General features: G+C 29.1%; 28 protein-coding genes. All 28 read right to left on the bottom strand.

The annotated features are described in order from the left end of the window. Positions 1-25: 25 nt before the first annotated feature. Positions 26-463 carry a divergent PAP2 family protein gene (locus tag ACTG47_RS05945; protein ID WP_021383959.1) on the bottom strand — a complete coding sequence of 146 codons (438 nt, stop codon included), beginning with the start codon at positions 461-463 and terminating at the stop codon, positions 26-28. Positions 464-492: 29 nt separating this feature from the next. Then, on the bottom strand, positions 493-1,380 hold the full coding sequence (locus ACTG47_RS05940; RefSeq protein WP_479926465.1) for a polyprenyl synthetase family protein: 888 nt from the start codon (positions 1,378-1,380) through the stop codon (positions 493-495). 2 nt (positions 1,381-1,382) lie between these two features. Beyond that, positions 1,383-1,598, bottom strand: a complete 216-nt coding sequence (gene xseB / locus ACTG47_RS05935) for an exodeoxyribonuclease VII small subunit (RefSeq protein WP_169466160.1) — start codon at positions 1,596-1,598, stop codon at positions 1,383-1,385. Position 1,599: 1 nt separating this feature from the next. Next, positions 1,600-2,805, bottom strand: coding sequence for an exodeoxyribonuclease VII large subunit (gene xseA / locus ACTG47_RS05930; protein ID WP_479926464.1), 1,206 nt, complete (start codon positions 2,803-2,805; stop codon positions 1,600-1,602). Beyond that, entirely contained in the window at positions 2,802-3,872 is a 1,071-nt protein-coding gene (locus tag ACTG47_RS05925) for an O-sialoglycoprotein endopeptidase (protein ID WP_479926463.1), read from the bottom strand. Before ACTG47_RS05925 ends, xseA begins: the two co-directional genes overlap by 4 nt. Then, positions 3,856-4,362, bottom strand: coding sequence for a transcription antitermination factor NusB (nusB, locus tag ACTG47_RS05920; protein ID WP_479926462.1), 507 nt, complete (start codon positions 4,360-4,362; stop codon positions 3,856-3,858). The genes ACTG47_RS05925 and nusB overlap by 17 nt, the downstream gene beginning before the upstream one ends. Before the next feature lie 85 nt (positions 4,363-4,447). Next, on the bottom strand, positions 4,448-4,810 hold the full coding sequence (locus ACTG47_RS05915; protein ID WP_021383951.1) for an Asp23/Gls24 family envelope stress response protein: 363 nt from the start codon (positions 4,808-4,810) through the stop codon (positions 4,448-4,450). A 109-nt stretch (positions 4,811-4,919) separates the two neighbouring features. Next, on the bottom strand, positions 4,920-5,606 hold the full coding sequence (locus ACTG47_RS05910) for a SpoIIIAH-like family protein (protein WP_479926461.1): 687 nt from the start codon (positions 5,604-5,606) through the stop codon (positions 4,920-4,922). A 26-nt stretch (positions 5,607-5,632) separates the two neighbouring features. Continuing rightward, a complete protein-coding gene (locus ACTG47_RS05905) occupies positions 5,633-6,187 on the bottom strand; it encodes a stage III sporulation protein AG (protein ID WP_169466170.1) in 555 nt (184 codons plus the stop codon). Between the two features lie 11 nt (positions 6,188-6,198). Continuing rightward, positions 6,199-6,816 carry a stage III sporulation protein AF gene (locus tag ACTG47_RS05900; RefSeq protein WP_479926460.1) on the bottom strand — a complete coding sequence of 206 codons (618 nt, stop codon included), beginning with the start codon at positions 6,814-6,816 and terminating at the stop codon, positions 6,199-6,201. 57 nt (positions 6,817-6,873) lie between these two features. Beyond that, complete coding sequence (gene spoIIIAE, locus ACTG47_RS05895; protein ID WP_054269703.1) at positions 6,874-8,079, bottom strand: stage III sporulation protein AE; 1,206 nt, start codon at positions 8,077-8,079, stop codon at positions 6,874-6,876. A gap of 82 nt (positions 8,080-8,161) precedes the next feature. Beyond that, on the bottom strand, positions 8,162-8,539 hold the full coding sequence (gene spoIIIAD / locus ACTG47_RS05890) for a stage III sporulation protein AD (RefSeq protein WP_003428424.1): 378 nt from the start codon (positions 8,537-8,539) through the stop codon (positions 8,162-8,164). Positions 8,540-8,563: 24 nt separating this feature from the next. Continuing rightward, positions 8,564-8,761 (bottom strand): stage III sporulation protein AC, encoded by a 198-nt coding sequence (spoIIIAC, locus tag ACTG47_RS05885; RefSeq protein ID WP_009888937.1) that lies wholly within the window; start codon positions 8,759-8,761, stop codon positions 8,564-8,566. Positions 8,762-8,778: 17 nt separating this feature from the next. Further along, the gene (locus tag ACTG47_RS05880; protein WP_169466174.1) at positions 8,779-9,300 is read right to left on the bottom strand and encodes a stage III sporulation protein AB; all 522 of its coding nucleotides are present in this window, start codon (positions 9,298-9,300) and stop codon (positions 8,779-8,781) included. Then, a complete protein-coding gene (gene spoIIIAA, locus ACTG47_RS05875; protein ID WP_479926459.1) occupies positions 9,290-10,258 on the bottom strand; it encodes a stage III sporulation protein AA in 969 nt (322 codons plus the stop codon). Before spoIIIAA ends, ACTG47_RS05880 begins: the two co-directional genes overlap by 11 nt. Positions 10,259-10,479: 221 nt before the next feature. Further along, entirely contained in the window at positions 10,480-12,465 is a 1,986-nt protein-coding gene (locus ACTG47_RS05870; RefSeq protein ID WP_479926458.1) for a fructose-bisphosphatase class III, read from the bottom strand. Between the two features lie 88 nt (positions 12,466-12,553). Continuing rightward, positions 12,554-13,093 (bottom strand): GNAT family N-acetyltransferase, encoded by a 540-nt coding sequence (locus ACTG47_RS05865; protein WP_169466178.1) that lies wholly within the window; start codon positions 13,091-13,093, stop codon positions 12,554-12,556. 205 nt (positions 13,094-13,298) lie between these two features. Beyond that, a complete protein-coding gene (locus ACTG47_RS05860; protein ID WP_479926457.1) occupies positions 13,299-14,612 on the bottom strand; it encodes an APC family permease in 1,314 nt (437 codons plus the stop codon). 21 nt (positions 14,613-14,633) lie between these two features. After that, positions 14,634-15,359 carry a gamma-glutamyl-gamma-aminobutyrate hydrolase family protein gene (locus ACTG47_RS05855; protein ID WP_479926456.1) on the bottom strand — a complete coding sequence of 242 codons (726 nt, stop codon included), beginning with the start codon at positions 15,357-15,359 and terminating at the stop codon, positions 14,634-14,636. 35 nt (positions 15,360-15,394) lie between these two features. Then, on the bottom strand, positions 15,395-15,640 hold the full coding sequence (locus ACTG47_RS05850; protein WP_169466184.1) for a TIGR03905 family TSCPD domain-containing protein: 246 nt from the start codon (positions 15,638-15,640) through the stop codon (positions 15,395-15,397). 351 nt (positions 15,641-15,991) lie between these two features. Next, on the bottom strand, positions 15,992-17,992 hold the full coding sequence (locus tag ACTG47_RS05845) for a sigma-54 interaction domain-containing protein (protein WP_479926455.1): 2,001 nt from the start codon (positions 17,990-17,992) through the stop codon (positions 15,992-15,994). A 30-nt stretch (positions 17,993-18,022) separates the two neighbouring features. Continuing rightward, positions 18,023-19,741: a tetratricopeptide repeat-containing diguanylate cyclase gene (locus tag ACTG47_RS05840; RefSeq protein ID WP_479926454.1), complete on the bottom strand. Its 1,719-nt coding sequence runs from the start codon at positions 19,739-19,741 to the stop codon at positions 18,023-18,025. Between the two features lie 194 nt (positions 19,742-19,935). After that, positions 19,936-21,174 carry a beta-ketoacyl-ACP synthase II gene (gene fabF / locus ACTG47_RS05835; protein ID WP_169466190.1) on the bottom strand — a complete coding sequence of 413 codons (1,239 nt, stop codon included), beginning with the start codon at positions 21,172-21,174 and terminating at the stop codon, positions 19,936-19,938. Between the two features lie 28 nt (positions 21,175-21,202). Continuing rightward, the gene (gene acpP / locus ACTG47_RS05830; RefSeq protein ID WP_169466192.1) at positions 21,203-21,427 is read right to left on the bottom strand and encodes an acyl carrier protein; all 225 of its coding nucleotides are present in this window, start codon (positions 21,425-21,427) and stop codon (positions 21,203-21,205) included. A gap of 64 nt (positions 21,428-21,491) precedes the next feature. Continuing rightward, on the bottom strand, positions 21,492-22,241 hold the full coding sequence (gene fabG, locus ACTG47_RS05825) for a 3-oxoacyl-[acyl-carrier-protein] reductase (RefSeq protein WP_479926453.1): 750 nt from the start codon (positions 22,239-22,241) through the stop codon (positions 21,492-21,494). Next, a complete protein-coding gene (fabD, locus tag ACTG47_RS05820) occupies positions 22,241-23,191 on the bottom strand; it encodes an ACP S-malonyltransferase (RefSeq protein ID WP_479926452.1) in 951 nt (316 codons plus the stop codon). The genes fabG and fabD overlap by 1 nt, the downstream gene beginning before the upstream one ends. 15 nt (positions 23,192-23,206) lie before the next feature. Continuing rightward, the gene (fabK, locus tag ACTG47_RS05815) at positions 23,207-24,136 is read right to left on the bottom strand and encodes an enoyl-[acyl-carrier-protein] reductase FabK (RefSeq protein ID WP_479926451.1); all 930 of its coding nucleotides are present in this window, start codon (positions 24,134-24,136) and stop codon (positions 23,207-23,209) included. Between the two features lie 108 nt (positions 24,137-24,244). Next, positions 24,245-25,231 (bottom strand): beta-ketoacyl-ACP synthase III, encoded by a 987-nt coding sequence (locus ACTG47_RS05810; protein ID WP_479926450.1) that lies wholly within the window; start codon positions 25,229-25,231, stop codon positions 24,245-24,247. Positions 25,232-25,256 lie beyond the last annotated feature (25 nt).

The following is a 25,256-nucleotide window of genomic DNA, read 5'->3' as shown; positions in this document are numbered from 1 at the left end:
CACCTTTATTTTGTAAATTTTAAATTTACATCAATATTAAAGCTGTTACTATTCCAAGTAAAGCTCCAAACCAAACTTCTAGTGGTGTGTGACCTATTAATTCTTTTAATTTCTTCTGCTCTATATGCTTTCCATGCTGTATATCCGCTACTATTTGATTTAATATGATGGCTTGTTTACCTACAGCCCGTCTAACACCTGCTGCGTCATACATTATAATAAGGGCAAGCACAGTAATTATAGCAAAATCAGTAGAATTAAACCCTTTTTCAATACCTACCACTGTAGCTAAACTTGTAACAAAAGAGCTATGGGAACTAGGCATACCTCCTGAAATAAGTATTCTTGATAACTCAATTCTTTTTTCCTTGCCAGTAAATATTTTTATAAATTGTGCTAAGAAACAAGCAATCAGACTTATTCCCAAAGCCCCATTGTTAAAAATCTCCGAAAAAAAGTCCATTTTTCCCTCCTCGATTTTAGCTGTATATTTTAGTATTCCCTATCTATTATATATTCAGCCAATCCCTTTAAAAAATCTACATTATCAGATAATTTTTCTATACTTTTATTTGCTTCATCAATCAAATTATATGCAATTTCTTTAGATTTATCTAAACCTAAAAGTGATGGGTATGTTGACTTGTGATTTTCTATATCACTTCCAACCTTCTTACCTAATTTAGCTTCATCTCCCACTATATCTAGTATATCATCTACTATTTGGAATGATAATCCGATATTTTTTGCATATTTAGTTATTTCTTCCATCTGTTCTGAATTAGCTCCACCTATAGTAGCTCCTGCTCTCATACAACCTACCATCATTGCAGCAGTTTTATTCATATGTATATAGTCTAATTTTTCTTTTTCAATTTGTTTATTTTCACTCTCTACATCTACTACCTGACCACCTATCATGCCATATATTCCAGCACCTTTGGCAATTTCATTTATAGCTTTTAGATACTTTTCCGGATTTTCTTTATTGATTGAACCTGAAAGCATAACTTCAAAAGCATAGTTCAATAAAGCGTCTCCTGCCAAAATACCCATAGCTTCTCCATATACTTTATGATTTGTTGGTCTTCCTCTTCTTAAATCATCATTATCAAGAGCTGGTAAATCATCATGTATTAGTGAATATGTATGTATCATTTCAATTGCCATAGCAAAGGGAATAGCTTCTTCTTCATTACCTCCAACTATCTTACAAGCCTCTAGTGTAAGTATGGGTCTTAATCTCTTACCACCAGCACTTAAACTGTAATTCATAGCCTCAATAACAGTTTTTTGATACCCTTCTTCTTTAGGCATATATTCTTTAAGTACATTTTCTATAAAACTTGCTTTTTCTTTCAGACATTGTTTAAATTCCAATTTTATTCCTCCTCAAATTTAAAGTCTTCTTCTATTCCTAATTGATTAAATTTACTTATTTTCAATTTAGCATCATCTAAAAGCTTATTACAATGCTTATAAAGGCTTATACCTTCTTCATACAAGCTTAAAGATTCATCTAAGCTAGCATTTTTAGACTCTAGCTCATTTAATATACTCTCTAATCTTTTATAAGCTTCTTCATAGGTTAAATTCATATTATACCTCTTTATTTTCAATTTTATCTATCATACATTCTAAATTTCCATCTTTTAACACTATATCTATACTATCTTTTGTCTTCAATCCTTTTATACTGTTTATTACTTTTCCATCTTTTTGAGCTATACTATAACCTCTATCCATAGTAGCTAATGGACTTAAATTATGAAGCAATGCTCCAATCTTTATTAATTTCTCATCTTCTAATTTCAAATTATTTTCTATTCCAAAAATTATTTTATCATATATTTTATCTAATTGTATAACTTTATCTTTTATTGTATAAGAATCCAAATAGTTATTTATCTTGTTAAATGCTGATTCTAACTTGTATTGGCCTAGCTCAACTTGATTTGTAAGAGACTTACTCATTCTACTTTTTATGTTGCCAAGTTTGTAATTTATATCATCTAATGATGGAGTAGCAATCTCCGCTGCTGCTGATGGTGTTGGTGCTCTCATATCTGATACAAAATCACAAATAGTAAAATCCGTTTCATGCCCAACTGCTGATATTATTGGAATCTGAGAATTAAAAACCTCTCTTGCTACCATTTCATCATTAAAAGACCAAAGTTCTTCTATTGAACCCCCGCCTCTACCAATTATAAGTGTATCAACATTCTTCATATGATTAAAAAATCTAATTGCTTCACATATTTCTTCTGCTGATTTATCTCCTTGAACTGTTACTGGATAAAGCTTTATGTTAATTTTAGGATATCTTCTTTTTATCACATTTATTATATCTCTTATAACAGCACCTGTTGGAGATGTTATAACTCCAATTGAGTTTGGCATTTTAGGTATAGGTATCTTATATTTAGAGTCAAATAACCCTTCTTTATTAAGTTTTTCTTTTAATCTATTAAATTCTATGTGTAAATTTCCGATTCCCTCTATTTCAATTTCATTAATATATAATTGATACGCACCATCTCTTTCATAGACCGATATGTATCCACTAGCTATAACTTTCACGCCATTGTCTAATTTTAGATTACGATTAAAATTACTTTTAAAAATTACACAATTTAACTTTGATGTTTCATCTTTAAGTGATAAATATACATTCCCACTACTATGAACCTTAAAATTAGAAATCTCTCCCTTAACCTTAAGATTAGAAAGAATTGGGTCGTTTATTAAAATTCTTTTAATATATGAATTTGCTTCACTTATATCTAAAGCTCTTAGTTTCATACTCTTTCTCCTAAAAAGTTATTCAATCCTATTATAGCACACCCAACAGCATTATCAGTTGAATATTGTGGTTCTGTAAAATGAGCTTCTATATGCTTTTTTCTTAATTTTAGACTTAATTCTTTAAAAATATACTTACTTGCAGAAACTCCACCTGCAAAAACTACTTCATTTACATTATACGTTTCACATAAATATATTAAAGATTTAAACATATTTCTAACTACTGAATCTAATACTAATTTAGATACATATTCTTTTTGATTAGTATTATCTCTATTATTCTCTATAATCCTATTTACCTGATTTTCTAACCCAGATAAATTCATATATCCATCTCTCACAGAAGTTTTCAGACCACTTTCTATTTTAAAATTACAATTTAAAGCATTTTCATCCAAATATTTTCCTGAAGGAAACTTATACCCCAACTTAACTCCTATTCTATCTATAAGTTGACCAAAGCTAATATCTTTACTTCCTCCAATTATATCTATATTATATCCAAAATTATTATATAACTTACTTTTATCCTCTTTTTTATTACTTATTTTGGTAATTTCATCTAAGTTATTATCCAATATATTATAATTATCATCGAGTTTACTTATTAAAAGTATCTCTGTAGTGCCACCAGACATGTGAACGGAAATAAATCTATTATTGTTTTTTAATTTACTATTTAATAAACTTGCTTCAATGTGATTTTCTTGATGAGTAGTCTCATAAAATCTACAACCATACATGCTTGATAGTAACTTTCCAAAATTATATCCTACATTAAATACAGGCATATATGAGTTTTCAACAGGTCTAGGTCTTATAGATGAACAGATTCCTTCTATATTAAATTTATCTTTAAATGATTTTATTCTATCACTTAGAAGTCCTAAATTATTCACATGCTGGAATACAGCTTCACTTTGTCTTAGACCTTTTGTATTTTCTTTTACTTCTAGCATTATTTTCTCATTAAAGATAACTTTCTTATCTAAAGAGATAGCTGCTATAGAAGTAGTATAGCAGCTAGTATCAATTCCAATTATTATATTATCTCTCGATTTCATCAACAACACTTCCCAATATACCATTTATAAATTTAGGAGACTTATCATCACAATATATCTTTGCAAGTTCTACAGCTTCATTTATTGATACTTTATTAGGAGTGTCCAAATAAGCTATTTCACATACAGATAATCTAAGTATAGACACATCTACTTTTGGCATTCTATCTACTGTCCAGTTTTTAGCATGCTTGTTTATTAACTCATCTATCTTATCATGATTTTCTTTTAGCTCCTTGCATACTCTGTTTATATATTTTCTGTCTATAACATCTTCAAGTTTAGTATCTTCTAACTTTAAATTTGCATTATTTGAATACTGAAGTGCAAGCTCTTCATATCTATTTATAATATGTTCTGAATTATCATTTAAAAAAGTATCTACTTTACCACCTAAAGCTTCAAAATCTTCCTTATTAATATTTATTTGATATATAAGTTTCATTATATATTCTCTTGTTGTACTCTTTTGTGCCCTATCCTTTTTCATCAATCAAAATTCTCCTTTAAGTTTAATTATCTATATAAAAATCAAATGCCAACAAAAAACCCTCTGACTTTTCAGAGGGCTAATATTAATTTTTCTTAGTTGCTTTTGCTTCTTCTTTATCAACTTTATCTTTCTTAAAGCTGATTCCTTGAATGTGTATATTTACTTGAGAAACCTTCAGTCCTGTCATTGTCTCAACAGTATTTTTTACATTTTCTTGAACTTTAAAAGCTGTATCTGGTATTGACATCCCATATTTTATCATAACCATTACATCTAAATTAACATCCTCTTCTTCTATTTGTATTTTTACTCCATTATTTTTTAACAACTTATCTGTTAATGTTGCTGTAGTTTCTATGCCTTCAACTTCTAATGCTGCTAGACCAGCTATTGTAGCTATTACATCATTAGATATTTTTACTTGTCCAAACTTATTATCTTCCATATTAAAACTTACCTCCTGATTTTAAGGAACTATTTTTATAAGTATAATAATACCAAATACAAGTCTACTTTGCAAGAAAATAACCTCAGTTAATTCTGAGGTTTATTTTTTACTTTTTATTATTATTTGTAAGTTTAATATTTTCATACTTTACATTAGCTTGTTCTGCAACTAAGTCAAATATTTTTGCTGCATCTTTCTTATCTAATTTAGCTTCATTTACTACCACATTGACTTTGCTATCACTTATATAAACCAATGCTTCTTCATATCCTTTTGTACTCAAGAGATTTTCTATTTGAAGTTCTTTTTCTTGAATCTTAACTATATTTAATTTCATATTAGAAGCTTCTTTTCTAGATTCTTCTGTTGTAGATGGATTATTTATCATTTCATTTAAATCTTGAACTAATTCATTTCTTTGCTTTTCTCTATTCATTTTCATATCTAAAATATAAGATGCTTTTTTCATATTTTTCTCAGATGATAGTTGAGCTTTTATTTCTTTACTTGTTTCAGTTACCTTTTCTTTTACTTTACTAGCTTTACTGTCAACCATTTCAATATCAGCACTCTCTTTCCCATCTTGTTTATTCACATTACTAGAATCTTCTTTTTTACTACTATCACTATCGTCAGTATTTTTCTGTAATTGAGCTTCTTCGTATGCCTTAAACTCTTTTGATGTTTCTAATAAAGACTTCTTACTCAATTGATAATTCACTGTTCCTACTACAACTAACATTGCAGTTAAAGTTATTATTACAAATCCTCTTCCCTTATAATTAAACTTCATTCATTTATCCCCCCGGTTATATGTATTTATTTAGAATATATTTCTACTTGATGTCCAGCTACTTGTAATGATGTTTGTACTGCACTATAAAGTGTTTCTTTCACACTTGGGTCATTAGCTCCACTTGCTACTACTATCACTCCCTTTATCTTTGGCTCTGTAGTCTTTATAACTACAGGGTCACTTGAATTTGAAGTTATCATTGTTTTATTTTCACTAGAAGTCGTAACTGTTCTTTCTCCTCCTTGTGCATCTTTTTCCTCTGTTGTCTCTGTTGTCTGATTTGAATTAAAGGCAGGTTGTATTTCTTCACTTGATTCAAATGTAACCATTACATCAACATCCCCTGCACCATCAATTTTAGATAGTATTGCTGTTAACTTTGATTCTAAATCATCTTTTTCTTGTTCTTTAGTAACTTGTTTTTCAGTATTTTTGTTAGCATCTGTTTTTCCAACTTGTTTATCACTTTTGCTACTAGGAAAACAAGATAATAAGACTAATGACACCACACAAATTCCAGCTATAGTTATTAGTGAATATACCTTTCTCTTATCTTTGTCATTCAAGTTTTTCAACATTCTCCCAACTCCTATTTATCAATTTGTATATCTTCTATAGAAACATCAAGCACCTTTATTAAGTCATTTTTTAATTTTTTTTCGTTTAGATTCAGTCCATATTCTGTACCTTTTTTAAAAACTTGTTTAGAATTTTCTTTGTCATTAGAGTTTATGTTTTCTCCATCCTCTTTAGTACTATTATTTTTATTTTCTTCATCAATATTGCCATTACTTTTTGTACTATCATTTTTTTCTTTTATTTTTATATTATTTATATTTGCTCCGTTAAGCTCTATATCTTCTAAATCATAACCATATTCATCTAGTTTTAATTTAAGTACTTCTTTTAAACCGTCCTCATATCCCTTGGATAAATTGTTATTTCCAGTTTCTTTTGCTAAAGCATTTGTACTATCTACATATTGTTTGTTATAGTTGCCCATAGACTTCAAGATTCTATCTTCTAGGCTCATATCTTTTGAGAAAAATCCTACTACTGGAGTTATTACAATAAATACAAACATAAAGTTTAAAACTAAGTTGACATAAGGTTTTATCTTAGAACTTGGTAAAATCATATCTACTATATTTACTATAAATGCTCCTATTAAAACACTAACAATCCATGCCTTTATGCCCTCTAACATAGCTTCCCCCTCTCTACAAACTTTAATTTCAATGTAATCCTTTTATATTGATATATATTATCCTTGACTTACAACACTTATCGAGGTCAAGATAGCTACAGTCACAAAGAACATTATTGTTATAGCAATTACTGATGCTAGCATTATTATCATTAGATTTGCAACTTCATTTAAAAAATTAGATATTCCATCTTCTCCGACTGGCTCTACAATTATTGCAGCTAACTTGTATACTACTATAACTGATAAAATTTTTATAACTGGAAGTAAACAAATTCCAACAAGTAGGATAAGCCCTATTCCTCCAAATATGTTTTTTATAAGCTGAGATGAAGATAATAGAATATCTACAGAATCAGATACAAATCCACCTACAACAGGAATAAAATTGCCTATAGCAAATTTAGCAGTCTTGACACTGAATTTATCAAAACTAGTTACATACAATCCTTGTATAGATACAAGCCCTAAATAAACGGTAAACATCGCTCCAATAGAAACATAATTTATTTGTTTTACAAATGAGAAAAATCGCTTTAACCTTATATTTTTTGATAAATTGTTTATTATTAAAATCCCAAATGCAACAGTAATTGACACAAATAAAAAGTTTTTAAAAAATACGTTTATAAATGTTACTCCTCCTATAAAAATAGGATTCAAAGTAGTAGATGTTATTGGAAATCCAATTAAAAGTAAAAATGTTATCAATATTGGCATTATAACTTGCATAAGACCTACAGTATGGTCTATTGCATCATAGCAAATCTGTAATACATCTTTAAATCCAACAAGTGTGAGCGATACCATTGTGATAAATATTATATATGTTGCAATTTGACTTACTGCACCTGATGAAAAAGAGTTTTCTAAACTTTTTAAAATAGATGATAGTAAAGCCAGTACCAAAATCACTGCTACTACCTTTAAACTTGCTTTAAATTCATCAAACATCAATATCTTCAGTCCATCTTTATTGAATAAATCTAAAATATTTTTTTTGCCACTAATTAAATCTTTTACAAACGATTTTAAATTAACATCATTAATAACTATTTCCTTATTTATATAGTCTTGAATTTCATTTATATCTAGCTTGTCTAACTGACCATCTATATATTTATCTATGCTATTTTTTGTTTCACCATATTCCTTATCTTCACTACTTGGTACTTCATTAGCGAATATCATAATAGCAAAGATATTTATAAAAAAGAAAGTAAATACAAAACCTATAATCATTGGTAAAAATCTTTTCTTCATAAGCAACCATGCCTCTCTTCACTCTATAAACCTCAATACAACGAAATCTCTTTAATATACCTATAGTTCTTAAGATACACAACTATGGAATTATGTTCACTACCATTTCTACAATGGATAGAAGTATAGGGAAAGACATTGACATAACTATTATTTTTCCTCCAAATTCTAACTTTGAAGCAATATTTCCTTCCCCACAATCTTTGCAAAGTTGTATTGCAAATTCCATTAAATATGCTATCCCAATTAATTTTATGATTAAGGATATATACATAGTTGGGATATTAGCTTTATTAGCTAAATCTTGTATGCTATCTACTATAAAGTTCAGCTTAAACATAACTGATAATAGTATTATTACTCCAGTTATTATCGCTATGAAATTTGCTATTTCTGGTCTATCTTTTTTAATTACTAAACAGAGTGTAGTTGAAATGATTGCAATTCCTATTAATTGCATTATTTCCAAATTACTCCCTCCTCTTTAGTAAAGTTGAAACATTGTTCTTACAGTATTAAATAAATCACTTATTTCTGTTATTACCATCCCCAATACGATTATTACACCTGCCAATGTAGTAAGACCTGCCCAATCTTTTCTATCTGTTTTTTCCAATATCATATTCAATACTGATATTAGAATCCCAACACCTGCAACTTTTAATATCAATGATATCTCCATAATAAACCTCCCCATATTTAAATCAATATAATACATATACCTATGCCTATGAATGTGACTAATTTTTTATACAATACACCTTTTTTGTTTATGTCTTCTTTTGTCTCATAGGTCTGCTTTTTTAAATTTTCTATAGATAAATCTATCATTCTTTGTTGTGACTCTATGTCACTTTTACCTAGAGTAAGTATTAGATTTTTTAACTCCTCGATTTCTTTATTACCTAGATAAGTTTCTTTGTTTAAAATATCAAGATTTTCTGATATTATCATTTCTAAAGTTTTGCCTTGTTCGTTGTGAAGTTCCTCTGATATTTGAAGAAAAAACTTCCAAAAACAAAACTCTTTATTTCCACCTATCCTCTTAAAAATCTCCTCTAATGTATAAAGTCCAAAAGATAAATCCATCCTTAATATTTCTAAAACTCTTATTAAATCATTCAATTGTTTATGTCTACGAGTATAAGTCTTGTATATATGTTCACCTATCAAATAACTACTTCCTATTAAAAGAGCTACAATAATTATCTTAATTTGCAAAATACCATCTCTTTTCTTCTAAATCATAAATTTTTTCAATTGTTCCTGCACCTCTTTTGGCAGAAAGAATTATAACTTTTTTAAATAATTCTTTATCTAGAAGCCTATTTAATTCTTTTCTATTTTGTATATCATCTATTGAATCTCCATGTACAGTAGTTATTAGTCCTATTCCTCCATTTAGTGCTGTATATAATGCCTTTATCTCTTTTTCACTTCCAATCTCATCTGTCACAATAACATTTGGTGACATAGACCTTAAAAGCATCGTAATACCCAAGTCTTTTGGACAAGTTTCTATTATATCAGTCCTTATTCCAACATCCATTTGTGGGACGCCTAGATAAGCACCTGCTATCTCATTACGTTCATCCACTAGGGCTACTTTTAAGCCTTTAAAACCATAATCTTCATTACCATTACTTAAATTCCTCACTATGTCTCTTATTAACGTTGTTTTTCCACATTGAGGTGGTGATATTATCAAAGTATTATTAATCTGATTTTTTCCATTTATGATATGACTTAAAATCTTATTTGAGCATCCAATTATTTCTCTTGATACCCTTATATTTAAAGATGATATATGTTTTATATTTTTGACTTGTCCATCTTCTACTATTGCTTTCCCGACTAATCCTACCCTATGCCCTCCTCTCAAAGTTATAAATCCTTTTTTTATGTCATCCATAAATGAATGTATTGAGTATTTACATATTATTTGAAAAGTTTGCTCTACATCTTCTCTTGTCACCACATATGAGTCTTGTTGATTTAAATCAAGTGTCATAGTTTTTTGATTATAAAAATAATCCTTAGAGTTTGCATTTAGTATCAATGGTTTTTGTGAGCGTAACCTAATTTCTTCTATATTTAGATTATTGTTTGAGATTTTTTCTACCTTTTCTCTTATAGTTGTAGAAAGAGAGTTTATTATTTCATCAGAAAGTTTATTCATTTCTTGTCCTCCTCCTTTGTTTATATAATTCTATTTATAAAGGACAAGGAATATTACCAAAACATATATATTTTTTAAAATAACCTTTATCAATAAAAAAAGTGAAACCATTTATATAGGATTCACCTAGTAAGTAAGCTCTGTTAAATTACTATTATTAATCTTTATAATATATTACTCAATAAAAAAGACACTTCAACTATGAAGTGTCTTTATAATATCTACATTTCTTTTATTAGTCCTTTTTTATAAGCCATTAAAAGGAGTTTTAAATCTTCTATTTCTTCTTGTATTTTTACTCCTTCATCGGTATCTCTCACCATTTTTCTTTTTGCCTTATGCTCTACCACAACAGTTGTTGATAAAATATCGCTTTCATTTGCAATAGCTTCTTCAGCTGAATTAAATGGTTCATGTGATACTAATTGTAGAGTTCTAGAATTATATATCAAAGTGTATCCAGCTATACCAGTAGTTTTTTGATACGCTCTAGAAAAACCACCATCTATAACAAGAATTTTACCATTAGCTTTTATTGGGCTCTCTCCATTTTTACTTTCCACAGGAACATGACCATTTATTATATGTGATTCATCAAGTTCTAAATCAAACTCTTCAAATATTCTTTTACAAGCCATTTCATTTTCTCTAAGCTTAAAATACGGGTTCTTATTTTCTTTATGAGTCTCTTTTTCTGCTATAAAATATCTTTCAAATGTTGTCATATCATCTTTACCAAATAATGATGAACATTTTCCAGTCCACAAATACCACATAATATCCATACCATATAATTTTTCTTCTGCCTTATCTTTAAAGAAGAAGCCTTCTCTTGCTAAAGATTCCATTTTGTCCATAAGAGCCTTCCCTTTATACTCTTTTCCCATTATATTCATAGACATAAAACTTCCATCTTCATTTAATGGTACACATCCATGAATCAGTAAGTTTAAGTTTGCCTTTAAGTATATACTTCCTTTAGAAAATAAAAATGAAACATGCTTTTGTAGTTTTTCACTCCCTCTAAAGGAGGATACTAATTTATCAATAACATTTTTTTCTTCTATTGTTAATTTATATGGGTCTTTTTTGTCTATTGTAGGCAAATAAGTGTCTTTTAATTTATATGTTTTGCTATTTAAAGTAATTGTACCTTCATCATAATTTATCATATTAAGCAAAAGTCTATGTTCCATCTCAAACTCAGGTCTTCTTCTTATAACTTCACCCTCTAGTTTAAATTGGATTATACTTATTGCCTTGTGCATCTTCGCCATCAAAGACTTTTCTGTTATTGTTACACTTTGGTCATTAATCTTTGGAATAAATTCTTTACAAGGGTCATCCTTATACATCTCTATAGCAAAAGTGGCTAAAGGTAATAGATTTATCCCATATATGTCTTCTACAATGTCTAAATTAGCATATCTAGCTGATATTCTAAGAGCATTTGCTATACAAGTTTTTTCACCTGACGCTGCACCCATCCATAATATATCATGATTTCCCCATTGAATATCTACACAATGGTGTTCAATAAGTTTGTCAACAATTATATCTGGTCTTGGACCTCTATCGTAAATATCCCCTATTACATGCAATCTATCAACAACTAATTTTTGTATAACTGTAGAAATAGCAATTATAAATTCTTTTGCTATCCCTATGTTGACTATTGTTTCAACTATACTTTTATAGTACTCTTCTTTATGTTCACTCTTGACATGTTCATGTAAAACTTCTTCTATTATGTATTTAAAATTTTCTGGCAAAAGTTTTCTAACTTTGGACCTAGTATATTTGCTAGAAGCATACTTACAAAGTTCTATAAGTCTATAAATATTTATTCTATAAAAATCATCTATATTTTCCTCTTGCTTAATTATTAGGTCTAACTTTTGTTCAGGATAATATACAAGAGTTGCTAACATCTTTTTCTCACTATCTCTTATTGTGTTTGAAAACAATTCTTCTATTTTTCTCTTTATTACACCAGAACCATTTTTTAATACATGCACAAATGGCTCATATTCGCCATGTACATCTGTTATAAAATGTTCTGTTCCCTTTGGAAGATTTAATATAGCCTCTAAATTTATTATTTCTGTACTTGCTTTTGATATACTTGGATATTGTTTTGATAATAACTTTAAATACTTCAGTTTGCTGTTTAAATAATCATCTGATATTTTACACAGATTTTTCATAATTCGTCCTCCAAAATTATATTAAGTTATATTCTTTTTTAATTATACCATACTTAATATACTTTTTTCGAGATAAAATGTACACTAATTATATTCCTAATAAAAGTGACATTCCTACTAAATCTGTATAAACACCATTATAATAACATTCTTTCTTTAATATACTCTCTACTTCAAATCCAACCTTTTTGTATAATCCTATAGCATTATGATTTTCTTCATTAGTAACAAGAGTTATTTTCTTAGTTATTCCATTTGATTTACACCATTCTATAAGGTCTAGCATCAATCTTTTTCCTAATCCAATTCCCCAATATTTTTCTTTTACAACAATTCCTAATACTCCAACATGTTTTCCTTTTGCTTTTTGATTAGAATCAATTGTCGCAATACCAACTATCTCACTATCTATAAATGCAATCAGTTTTACTGAATTATCAGATGCCTTTGCTGCTTCTATAGCATTTTCTTGTTCCTCTAAAGATACTTTATATTCATCTTTTCCAAATGAAAGAAAATGAGTTTCTCCACCCACTTCATTATAAAAATCTATAATGTTTTGAGCATCTTCTTTTACTCCTTCTCTAATAAGTATGTCCACACCATTTTTTAAAGTTATTGTTGGCATAAATTTACCTCCTAACAAGTTTTTTATCTATAAACATAATACTATTGTTTTTAACCTATTACAATATTTTTCATGTATTAATAACAATATAAGGTTACACTAAAATAAAAAATCAATAATATTTTAATATAACCTTATATATATTTATCTATATTTAATTTTCTGCCAAGTTCTAGCTTTATTTCAACTATTATTTATAATTTAATTAAACTATTTTCTTTAATTCTTCCCCATAAATTTTTCTATTATAAGACTTCATTATAAAGTATAGTGGTACTCCAATTGCCAATGCTCCTAATCCCATAATTAGCTGATGCATAGATGCTTGGAATAATAACCAAGTCCCAACACATACTGCAATTAAAGGAATCACTGCTCCAAATGGAGTTTTAAAAGTCCCCACTAACTCTGGTCTTTTCCTTCTAAATACTAATACTGATAGAGATGTTGGTATATACTGTATAAATCTAGCAACTGCACTTATTGCTGCTAATTCAGCAAAGCTTCCAGATAAAGCTATTGGTATAGTAATTATCATAGTAGCTATTATTGCTACATATGGTGTACCTTTTTTATCTTTTCTTGCAAATATTCTAGGTAACATTTTATCATCAGCTAAAGCTACACAACTTCTTGGATTTACAAAAGCACCACACATACAAATTCCACCCACAGAAACTAATGTCCCAAAAGTAACTAATCCTGCACCCATATTTCCAAAACAAATTCTTGCAGCATCTGCAACTGGTGTAGATGTACTAGATAATGAATCTCCTAGTATACCAACACATACAACTTGATTTAATATGTATATTATTGATGCAATTACTATTACACTTATAATTGCTATTGGTATATTCTTTTTAGGATTCTCCATATCTTCTGCTGCAACTGCTATAGACTCAAATCCTGTAAATGAATAAAACATTAAAAGTGCTGCTGCTCCAAACTCTGTTACTCCAGCTCCTGTAGGTACCATTGTTGAAGTAGTAAAATTAACTCCTTTTATAAAAAATATACCTATTCCTATAAATAATATTAATGGAATTAGTTTACCTACAGTTATAACGTTTTGTACAATTTTTGATAAAGATACACCTAATAAGTTTATAATTGTAAGACCAACTATCATAGCTACAATTATAATTTTCTGTATATGAGGGTCACCTGCTGGAGCCCATACTGCTGACAATGATGTAGGAAAACCTACTATTAACGCTCCCCAAGAGATACATCCTATTACCCATTTCATAAGACCTACTTCAAAACCACAAAAATCTCCAAAAGCTTCTTTAGTATATACATATGCAGCACCATTTTTATTAAATTTCCCTGCTACCTCAGCAAAACAAAATGCCATAGATAAAACTAGCAACATATCAAACATATATACAAATATACTTGCTACACCAAATGATTTCATTGCATCTCCTGGTAATAGGAAAACTCCAGCTCCTACAACTGCATTAATACCTAAAAGTATAATACTTATTAATCCCATTTTATTCTTTTCGTTCATGTTCAATCCCCCCAAGGTATATTATAAATTTGAACAAATATTTATAAAATATTTAAACAGTTTTTCCATTTTATTACAGTGTTCTACCATCATTTCTGGATGCCACTGTACTCCTACTACAAATTTTTCATCCTCTTTCTGAATAGCTTCTATTATACCATCTCTTGAATATGCTATGGCTTTTAATCCTTTTCCAAGTTGATTAACACTTTGATGATGATAACTGTTTGTAAGTAATTGTTTTCCTAAGATTCCTTCTAAAATACTACCTTCTTTAACATCTACTTTGTGAGTAGCCACATATCTTTTTGCGGATTGTGTATGTTTTATATAACTTCCTTCTACAAGATTATTATCTTGGTGTAAAGTTCCTCCTAAACTTACATTTAAAATTTGTAATCCCCTACATATGCCTAATATAGGTTTTTTAAGTTCTAATGCTATACTTATAGCTATTAAATCAAACTCATCCACTTCTGGGTATATAAATGTAGTTTCTTCTCTTGTTTCTTCTCCATATAATTGAGGATTGACATCCCATCCTCCAGATATTAAAATTCCATCAACCATCTCAATCTGTTTTTTTATAACTTCTTTCTCTGTATTTACTGGAATTATAACTGGACTACCTCCACCTTTTAGTACTGCATTTATATAATCATTATTTACATATGACCTTTCAAGTCCTGGAAACATTCCATTCTCCATTATTATTAAATTTCCTAAAATCCCTATTATTGGTTTCATAATCAAGCTCCTAACTAATCGATTGTTTTATGTATTTATTTTATATTTATATAATTTTCCAATGCTAGAGAAAGTTGGTCTGGACAAGATGTTGGCTTTGTCTTACATTCAATTCCTTTTAATTTCTTAATTACATCTTCTATATTCATACCTTCAACTAATACTTTTAGTCCTTTTAAATTTCCATCACATCCACCAATGAAATTTACATTTTTAACTTTATTATCTTTTACCTCGAATTCAATTTCTGTAGCACAAGTCCCTGTTGTTTTGTATTTCATAATTAATCCTCCCAATTATTTTGTCGTCTTATCTCTATAATTAGCAATATGTATGCCAAAATTTATAATTATTTGTATTTATTTTTTATATAGCGTTTTCAATGCTTTTGTTAACTATATTTTTTAGTGTTTATTCTATATACAATCTTTTTAAAAATAAAAATAGGTAATAGGTTATTTTATAATAACCTATTACCTATCTATACCTATTTCTTAAACCTATTAGTATTTAATTTTAAAGATTTAAAACGTATAATATTATCTCTGCTATAGTTTAAATTTTGTAAATATAAAAACTTACACTTATTTAAATATTTATGTTCAAAATATCTTATTTTAATATCAGTACATTTAAGTCATTTTATTGTAAAGATTTATACCCTCTGAAGTTATTTGACTTCCACACCTACCTGATTTAGATGATATATATCCACACTCACTTAAATAAGACAACACCTTTCTAACTTTACTTTCAGAAATTTCAATTCCTTCCTCTGTAAGTTTTTCAATTATAAATCCCCTTCCAACTCCAGAAGCTGAATCTCTTCTTTCATATAAAACTCTCAATATATCTACAAATTCTTTTTTTGTATAACCAAATCCATCTTCATAATTAGCAACATGTTCTGTCTTTATATATGGTGGTAAGTCATCTTTAAAAACCATGTTATCACACATTAGACTTACATAAGAAGCAACGTTTTGTAACTCTCTTATATTTCCTGGCCAATTATACTTTTCTAAAATAGTTACAACTTCAGGTGAAAGCCTTATATTATGTTTTAAAAAGAAATTCATAAGCGCTATTATATCTTCTTTCCTATTTTTTAATGATGGTACATCTATTGGCAATACATTCAGCCTATAATATAAATCCTCTCTAAATTTTCCTTCTCTAATCATCTTTGGTAAATTCTTATTTGTTGCCGCTATGACTCTAACATCTATATTTATAACGTTATGAGAGCCTATAGGCATAACTTGCTTTTCTTGAAGTACTCTAAGTAATTTTGTTTGCAACAAAGGAGGCATATCTCCTATTTCATCTAGAAATATAGTTCCATTATTGGCAAGTTCAAACAATCCTTTTTTCCCTTCTCTTAAAGCTCCTGTAAAAGAACCTTTTTCATATCCAAATAACTGGCTTTCCAATAGACTATCTGGAACTGCTGCACAGTTAACTGCTATAAATGGTTGATTATTTCTATTAGAGCTATTATGGATTGATTGGGCTAACAATTCTTTACCAGTACCACTTTCCCCTATTATTAAAACAGAAAGGTCTGATTTAGATATTTTTTTAGCCAATTCTATACACTTTATCATATTTTTATTTTTAGTTTTTATGTCTTTAAATGTATACTTAGCTATTTGTCCTTGTTCTCTCAATTTATTAGTAAGATTTTGTTCTAATTTTTTTATATAGGTTATCTCTTGTAAATTGTAATATATACCAGCTTTATTCCCCATAGAAAATATATTTTTTTTATTTACATTTATATATTTTTTATTTGTAAACACAACTTCATCGACTATTTCTTTGTCTCCAAGTAGAATATTTAAATCTTTAGATATAACTTCTTCTATGTTTTTACCTTGTGGGTTTTCATTTATACCTAAAATTTTTAAAACTTCTTTATTAAATGTATTTATAACACCATTTGATGAAGTAAATATTATTCCATCTTTTGATAAGTTTAATATTACATCTTGTTCTTCCATTTTTAGAAACAATTGTCTATAATTATCTTTTACTCCATTATCTAGACTTATCAAACGTTCAGAATAGGCCATTAAGTTTTTACGTATTTCCTTAACATCAACTCTAAGTCCATTTATTATTTCTATAAAAGTAGATATATCAATATATCTATTCCCAAGGTCGATTACTTTATTTATATAGCTTGGCACTTTTTCTTTTACTCCAGGTGTTATAGCTATATCTATATTTTTATAAATTTTCCCTTCAATATATGGAGTAAACTTTAAATTCTTTACTCCTATCTTGTAAAACAAACTTATTGTTTCTAAGGTGGTTTCTTTTGTATCATTTACGACTAATACTTCGGTTCCATTTGGTATTGAAAATAATCCATAGATTTCATTTTCTTTAAGAGTTCTTCTCACCACTATAATCTTACTATCTTGTACCAGATGTTTTCTCATACTATTCAATCTATCATCAGTCATTACCAACACAAAGTCACCTTGTATTTTATCATCCTCTCTTAGATTTTCTAAATAATAATGGCTTATATCAATGTAATCACCTAAAACTAAACGTATATTTTCTTCTAAAAAAGGTGATAATTTAGTTATTTTATCAGTTACTATAGCTATCGATTGTTTCATGTTTATACCTCTTATTTATATAGCACATAATTACTTATACACTACTTTATTCCTACCAAGTTGTTTTGCTTTGTATAAATTTTTGTCAGCTTCTTCTAATACATTCTTACTATCAAAAATATGAGCTACACCTGCACTTATAGTCACAGTTACATCTTCACCCCATTTTTTATTTGCAATTGCAATTCTTATATTGTCAATTATATTTACTACCTCTTCACCAGATTTATTTCTTATTAGCACAGAAAACTCTTCGCCTCCATACCTAAATACTTTATCTTCTTGTTCCAACATAACAGAAATAGTATTTGTTATACCTTTTATAACAATATCACCAAATTTATGTCCATAATTATCGTTTATAAGTTTAAAGTTGTCAATATCTATCATTACAAGTGCAAAATTATCATCTTTCTCTATATATTTTTCATACATAATATCGAAACTTTTTCGATTGTAAACATTTGTAAGTCCATCATGTAAATTTTGTGCTTTAAAATACTTGAGTCTATTATATAAAAGAGTAGACCCAAATATAGCAATTATAATTACTGTAAATAATATTTTATAATATTTGATTTCTTTTTTAGTTTTCTCAAATAATGCACTTTCATTTGATACTTTATCAATTATATAGAAACTAATCTCTGAGTCTCTTATCTTTTTATTCTCTTTATATTCACTTATTAGTATCTTTTGATACTTATTTACAGCATTTACATTTTCTTGTTTTTCATATATATTTAGTATTTTATTTAAGATTTTTATTTTTTCCTGAATCAACTTTCTTTTATCAGATATCTCTAAACTATTTTTATAATTATCTATTGCAGAATTATAATTTTCATTTTTATACTCTAAATTTCCCATTGCCATATAATAGTACATATCTTTATCCAATATATGAACTGATTTGTCAGATTCTATAAGATAATTAGCTCTTTCTAAAAGAGTTCTTGCCTTTGGTATATCATTTTTTCCTACATATGCATTTGCTTGCATTATAGAAGCTATTATCTCAAAATCGTTATAATCATCTATCTTTACAAATTTTTTATAATCTTTTACTCTACTACTTGTTTTAATAGCTTTATCATATTCTCCTAATTCTACATATATTTCTGATAAATTTATAAGAGCATATAATCTAACCATTCCATTTTTTTCACCTTCATCAATATCTATATCAAAAGAATTTCTTATTAATTTCTCTCCTGTTTCATAGCCACCTACCTTTAAAAGTATGCTCGCCAAATCAACATCTAGTCTTGCTTTTTCATAATTATCCTCTAATTTTTCAGCCAGCTTTATAGACTTCACAGTTAAATCTACTGCTCTGGAATAATTATTATCCATTATGTACACTGATGCTAATCTTTTTTCTATATTAAATCTGCACTCATCAGATAACTTTTCATCTGACATTCTCATCTTTTCTAATGAATCAATGACTATCTTTGTTCCATCTGGAACAGATGAAATGGTCTTTAACATATCCCACACTTCATCATATACTTTATTATATTTTTTTTGTGGGATAGCTTCAAAAGAACTTTTAACCACTTTTTTTGCTTCATCGTACTTCTTATCTGACACAAGACTTTCAGACATGTATTTTCCCTTATTTATAATTTCTCTTTCTTTCAACCCACTTTGGTCGTATTTTATAAACAAAATAATACTAATAAGTATTGCACCTATAAAAATTATACTCTTTAGTAATCTTTTCTTTGGTAGTCTAAAATTCAAAATTTTAGTCCTCCTTCTGTATATTGTAGAATGGAAACTTACATATATATAAATAACCTCTTAATACTTTATAATACAATATATCAAAATGATTTACAACATATGCTAGAATTAAATCTTAATAAAAAAGTCTCCTAAAATATTTTAGGAGACTTTGAATTTAAAGCAATGTAAATTTAATACATGCGATTTATTTATACATATTTTTTTAGTATAATTGTAGCATTGTGCCCACCAAATCCTAAAGAATTTGATAGTGCATATCTAACATTTCTTTCTTTACCTTGATTTGGAACATAATCTAAATCCAAATCTTCTCCAACTTCTTGTAAGTTTATAGTTGGAGGTACAAAACTATCCTCTATACTCATAGCACAAACAACTGCTTCTATAGCTCCTGATGCACCTAATAAATGGCCAGTCATAGATTTTGTTGATGATACACACAAATCATATGCCTTTTCCCCAAATACAGTCTTTATAGCCATCGTTTCGTACAAATCATTATAGTAAGTTGAAGTTCCATGAGCGTTTATATAATCTACTTCTTCTAATGGAACATTTCCATCTTTCAAAGCCATATTCATAGACCTAGCTGCTCCTTCTCCATTTTCAGCTGGAGTTGTCATATGATATGCATCAGCAGTTAAACCATATCCAACTACTTCTGCATATATTTTAGCACCTCTTGCTAAAGCATGTTCTAAGTCTTCTAAGATAACGATACCTGCTCCTTCTCCCATTACAAATCCATCTCTGTCTTTATCAAACGGTCTTGATGCAGTTTTAGGGTCATCATTTCTAGTTGACATAGCTTTCATATTACAGAATCCAGCAAATGCAAGACCTGTTACAGCAGCTTCAGAACCTCCTGCTACCATAACATCTGCATCGCCTCTTTGTATAACCTTAAAAGCATCACCTATTGAATGAGTCCCTGATGCACAAGCTGTACATACATTAGTGTTAGGTCCTTTTGCTCCTAAAAATATTGAAACTTGACCAGCCGCCATATTTCCAATCATCATAGGTACAAAAAGTGAACTTACTCTTTTATTTCCTTTTTCTAAAAGAATTTTGTGTTGAGTTTCTATTGCTTCAACTCCACCTATTCCAGAACCTATTATAACACCAACACGCTCTCTATCAACTTTATCTAAATCAAGGTTTGCATCTTCAACTGCTAATTTTGCAGATACTATTGCAAATTGAGCAAACTTATCCAATCTCTTCAATTCTTTTTTGCTTATATATTCTTCTGGATGAAAATTCTTAACTTCTCCTGCTATCTGCGTTTGATATGTGCTAGCATCGAAATTAGTTATTTTATCTATACCAGATACTCCAGATTTTATATTGCTCCAGAACTCGTCTTTTCCCGTTCCCAACGGCGTAACACATCCAAGTCCTGTTATTACTACTCTTTTATTCATCGGATACCTCCACTTTTTTAAAGCTCGACTATTTATTAGCTTCTATATACTTAACTATATCTCCTATAGCTTTGAAATTTTCTGCTTCTGTATCTGGTATTTCTATACCAAATTCATCTTCAAGTGCCATTATTATTTCTACTGCATCTAATGAATCTGCTTCTAAATCCTTCATTAATGATGTTTCCATAGTTATTTCTTTATCTTCTACTCCTAATTGCTCTATTATTATTTCTACAACTTTATTAAACATTGTGTACCTCCTAAGATTTTTTATTTTAATAGATTTCTCTACTTTTTAAATTATTATTTTTTTATTATTGCATTACCATTCCACCATCTACATTTATTACTTGTCCTGTTATATAGCTTGACATGTCACTAACTAAAAATGCCACTGCATTTGCTACATCTTCTGGTTTACCATAAGATTTTTTTGGTATATTTGCTAGTGTCAATTCTTTTACATCATCACTTAGTACTTTAGTCATGTCTGTTTCTATAAATCCAGGTGCTACTGCATTTATATTTATATTTCTTGATGCAAATTCTCTTGCAGAAGCTTTTGTAAATCCAATTACACCAGCTTTTGATGCACAATAATTAGTTTGTCCTACATTACCCATAATTCCAACTACTGAAGTCATGTTAATTATTCTTCCATACTTCTTTTTCATCATAGGTTTAGTAACTGCTTTTGTACAATTAAAGACACCTTTTAAGTTTATATCTATGACTCTATCAAAATCTTCTTCTTTCATTCTCATAAGCAAAGCATCTTTAGTTATACCTGCATTATTAACCAATATATCAACTTTTCCAAATTCTTTTACAACAGAATCTATCATTTGATTTACTTCTTCAGATTTAGACACATCACATTTTATAGAAGTACACTTTACACCCATACCTTCTATTTCATTTTTAGTTTTTAGTGCTTCATCTTCTTTAGAAGTATAATTGATTACTACATCAGCCCCAAAAGATGCTAGTTTTTTTGCTATTTCTTTGCCTATACCTCTAGAGCCACCAGTAACAACTGCTACTTGTCCTGTAAGATTTATCATTATATCTCTCCATTTCTATAATTTTGTACAAATTCATTAAGAGAATCTATACCATCTATATTATAAATATTCACATTTGCTTTTTTGTTAGAAGCTATCTTCTTGATAAATGCTTTTAAAGTTTTCCCAGGTCCCATTTCTACAAAAGTATCATATCCATCGTTTAAAAGTCTTTCTATAGAATCTTCCCAAAGAACAGATGAGCTTACTTGTTTTATAAGCAGTTCTTTACCTTCATTTTTATAGTAATCTGCATTTACATTTGCTACTACATCGACTTTAGGTTTAGTTATGTTGACTTTTTCTAACTCACTGCCTAATTTTACTCCAGCTTCTTTTAGCATTGATGAGTGAAAAGGACCACTTACATTTAATTTAACAGCTCTTTTTGCTCCTGCTTCTTTGCATTTCACCATTGCTTCTTCTATCTTTTTATCTTCGCCAGATATAACTATTTGACCAGGAGAGTTGTAATTTGCTACTTCTACAATACCTCCTTGTATCTCTTTAACCACAGTTTCTAATATACTTCTATCTAGACCTAAAATTGCTGCCATAGCTCCAACACCAGTTGGAACTGTTTCCTGCATAAACTTACCTCTTTTTTTGACTAAGCACACAGCATCTTTAAAATCAATTGCATCTGCTGCAACCAATGCACTGTACTCTCCTAAAGATAATCCTAAACATGCACTATATTTTAAATCTACTTGAGCTTGTACTGCTTTTAATACCGCTACACTATGTGTAACCATAGCAGGTTGAGTATTTTCAGTTTTAGAAAGTTCTTCTTCATTGCCTTCAAACATAAGTTTTTTTAAGTCCATTTTTAAGGCTTCACAAGCTTCATCTATTACGTTTTTGGCAACATCATTATTTTCGTATAAATCCTTAGCCATACCTACATATTGAGCTCCTTGACCAGGAAATACTAGTGCAACTTTTCCCATCTTACTCCTCCTGATTTATAGTTCTATTGCTGGCATAATCTCTTTTGCTTGATTTACCATAGTTTCTATAATTTCTTTACAAGGTGTTATTTCTTTTACCATGGCAGCACTTTGACCTGCCATAAATGAACCTTTTTCTGTATCTCCATCTACTGTTGCAAATCTTAAAGCACCTGTTCCTTTTTTATCTAACTCTTCAGGAGTAGCTCCATTTTGCTCCATCTTTAAAAATTCTTTTGATAATTTATTCTTTAATGTTCTTACTGGATGACCTGTACTTCTTCCTGTAACAATCGCATCTCTATCTTTTGCTTTTATTACTAAATTTTTGTAGTTTGAATGTACAGAACACTCTTCACTACATATAAATCTAGTTCCTACTTGAACTGCACTAGCACCTAATGCAAAAGAAGCAGCAACACCTCTACCATCTACAATGCCTCCAGCAGCTATTACAGGTATGTTGACAACATCAGCGACTTGTGGAACTAAAACCATAGTAGTAAGCTCTCCTATGTGCCCTCCACCTTCTGTACCTTCAGCTATTACTGCTGTAGCCCCTAGCTTTTCCATTCTTTGAGCTAAAGCTATTGTTGGTACTACAGGAATAACTTTTGTTCCAGCTTCTTTTAATCTATCCATATATTTTGCAGGATTTCCTGCTCCAGTAGTAATAACTTGAACTTTTTCTTCTATAATTAAATCAATTATATCATCTACAAATGGTGACATAAGCATTACATTTACCCCAAAAGGCTTATCTGTTAATTTTTTACACTCAATAATTTCTTTTTTTATAGCTTCTTTGGGTGCATTTCCTGCTGCTATTATTCCAAGACCTCCTGCATTAGATACAGCACTTGCTAATGATGCAGTAGCTACCCATGCCATTCCCCCTTGTATAACTGGGTATTTTATATTTAATATTTTGCAAATTTTATTCATACAATTCTCCTTCACTTGAAATCATAAAAGTAAACTTTTTATTATTAATCAACCTTACTCTTAATATAAAGTTAATTTTGTCAATTAAAGCATTTTAGATAGTTTATATTATAAAGTCCACTTGACAACTGAAGCCCCCCAAGTTAGGCCTCCACCAAAGCCAACTAAAACTACATTATCACCTTTTTTAATTTTACCTTCTCTATAAGCTTCGTCTAAAGCTACTGGTATAGATGCAGCAGACATATTTCCATACTTGTTTATATTTACATAAACTTTTTTCATATCAAGTTCTAATCTCTTAGAAGAAGCTTGTATGATTCTTATATTAGCTTGATGTGGTATTAAATAGTCTATGTCAGTTGTATTTAAATTAGCTTTTTCAAGAGCTATTAAAGATGTTTCTGCCATCTTTCTAACTGCAAATTTAAATACATCACTACCTGCCATTTCTATTGTATGTAGATTAGCTTCTACAGTCTCTTTACTTGCTTTAAGTCTTGAGCCTCCAGCAGGTACCTTTAAACAATCTTTTCCTTTCCCATCAGAACCCATATGAGTAGATAGTATTCCACCTTCACTTACAGGTCCAATAACAGCTGCTCCAGCACCATCTCCAAATAATACTGCTGTTGCTCTATCATCGTAATTTAAAAACTTAGAACAAGTTTCTGCTCCTATTACAAGTACATTTTTATAACAACCAGTTTCTACAAATTGCTTTGCAATAGTTACTCCATATACAAATCCAGAACAAGCTGCTGATATATCAAATGCAGTAGCATTTACTGCTCCGATTGCATCTTGTACTATACATGCAGTTGAAGGCAAAGACATATCAGGAGTAATTGTTGCTAATATAATCAACTCTATATCCTCTACATTTAACTTCGCACGTTCTATTGCTTTTAGGGCAGCTTTAGATGCTAGGTCAGAAGTTGCTTCAGATTCTTCTGCAAATCTTCTTTCCTTAATACCAGTTCTAGTACTTATCCACTCATCTGATGTATCCATTATCTTTTCGAAGTGAAAATTATCATATGATTTCTCAGGTAGATAACTTCCTACTCCTAATATTCCAGCCTTTGTATTCATTATATATTAAACCTCCAAAACGAGT

The sequence above is a fragment of the Clostridioides sp. LIBA-6622 genome (assembly GCF_056716095.1).
Note: the sequence above shows the minus strand (reverse complement) of the source record. Positions and strands in the feature narration are given on the sequence as shown.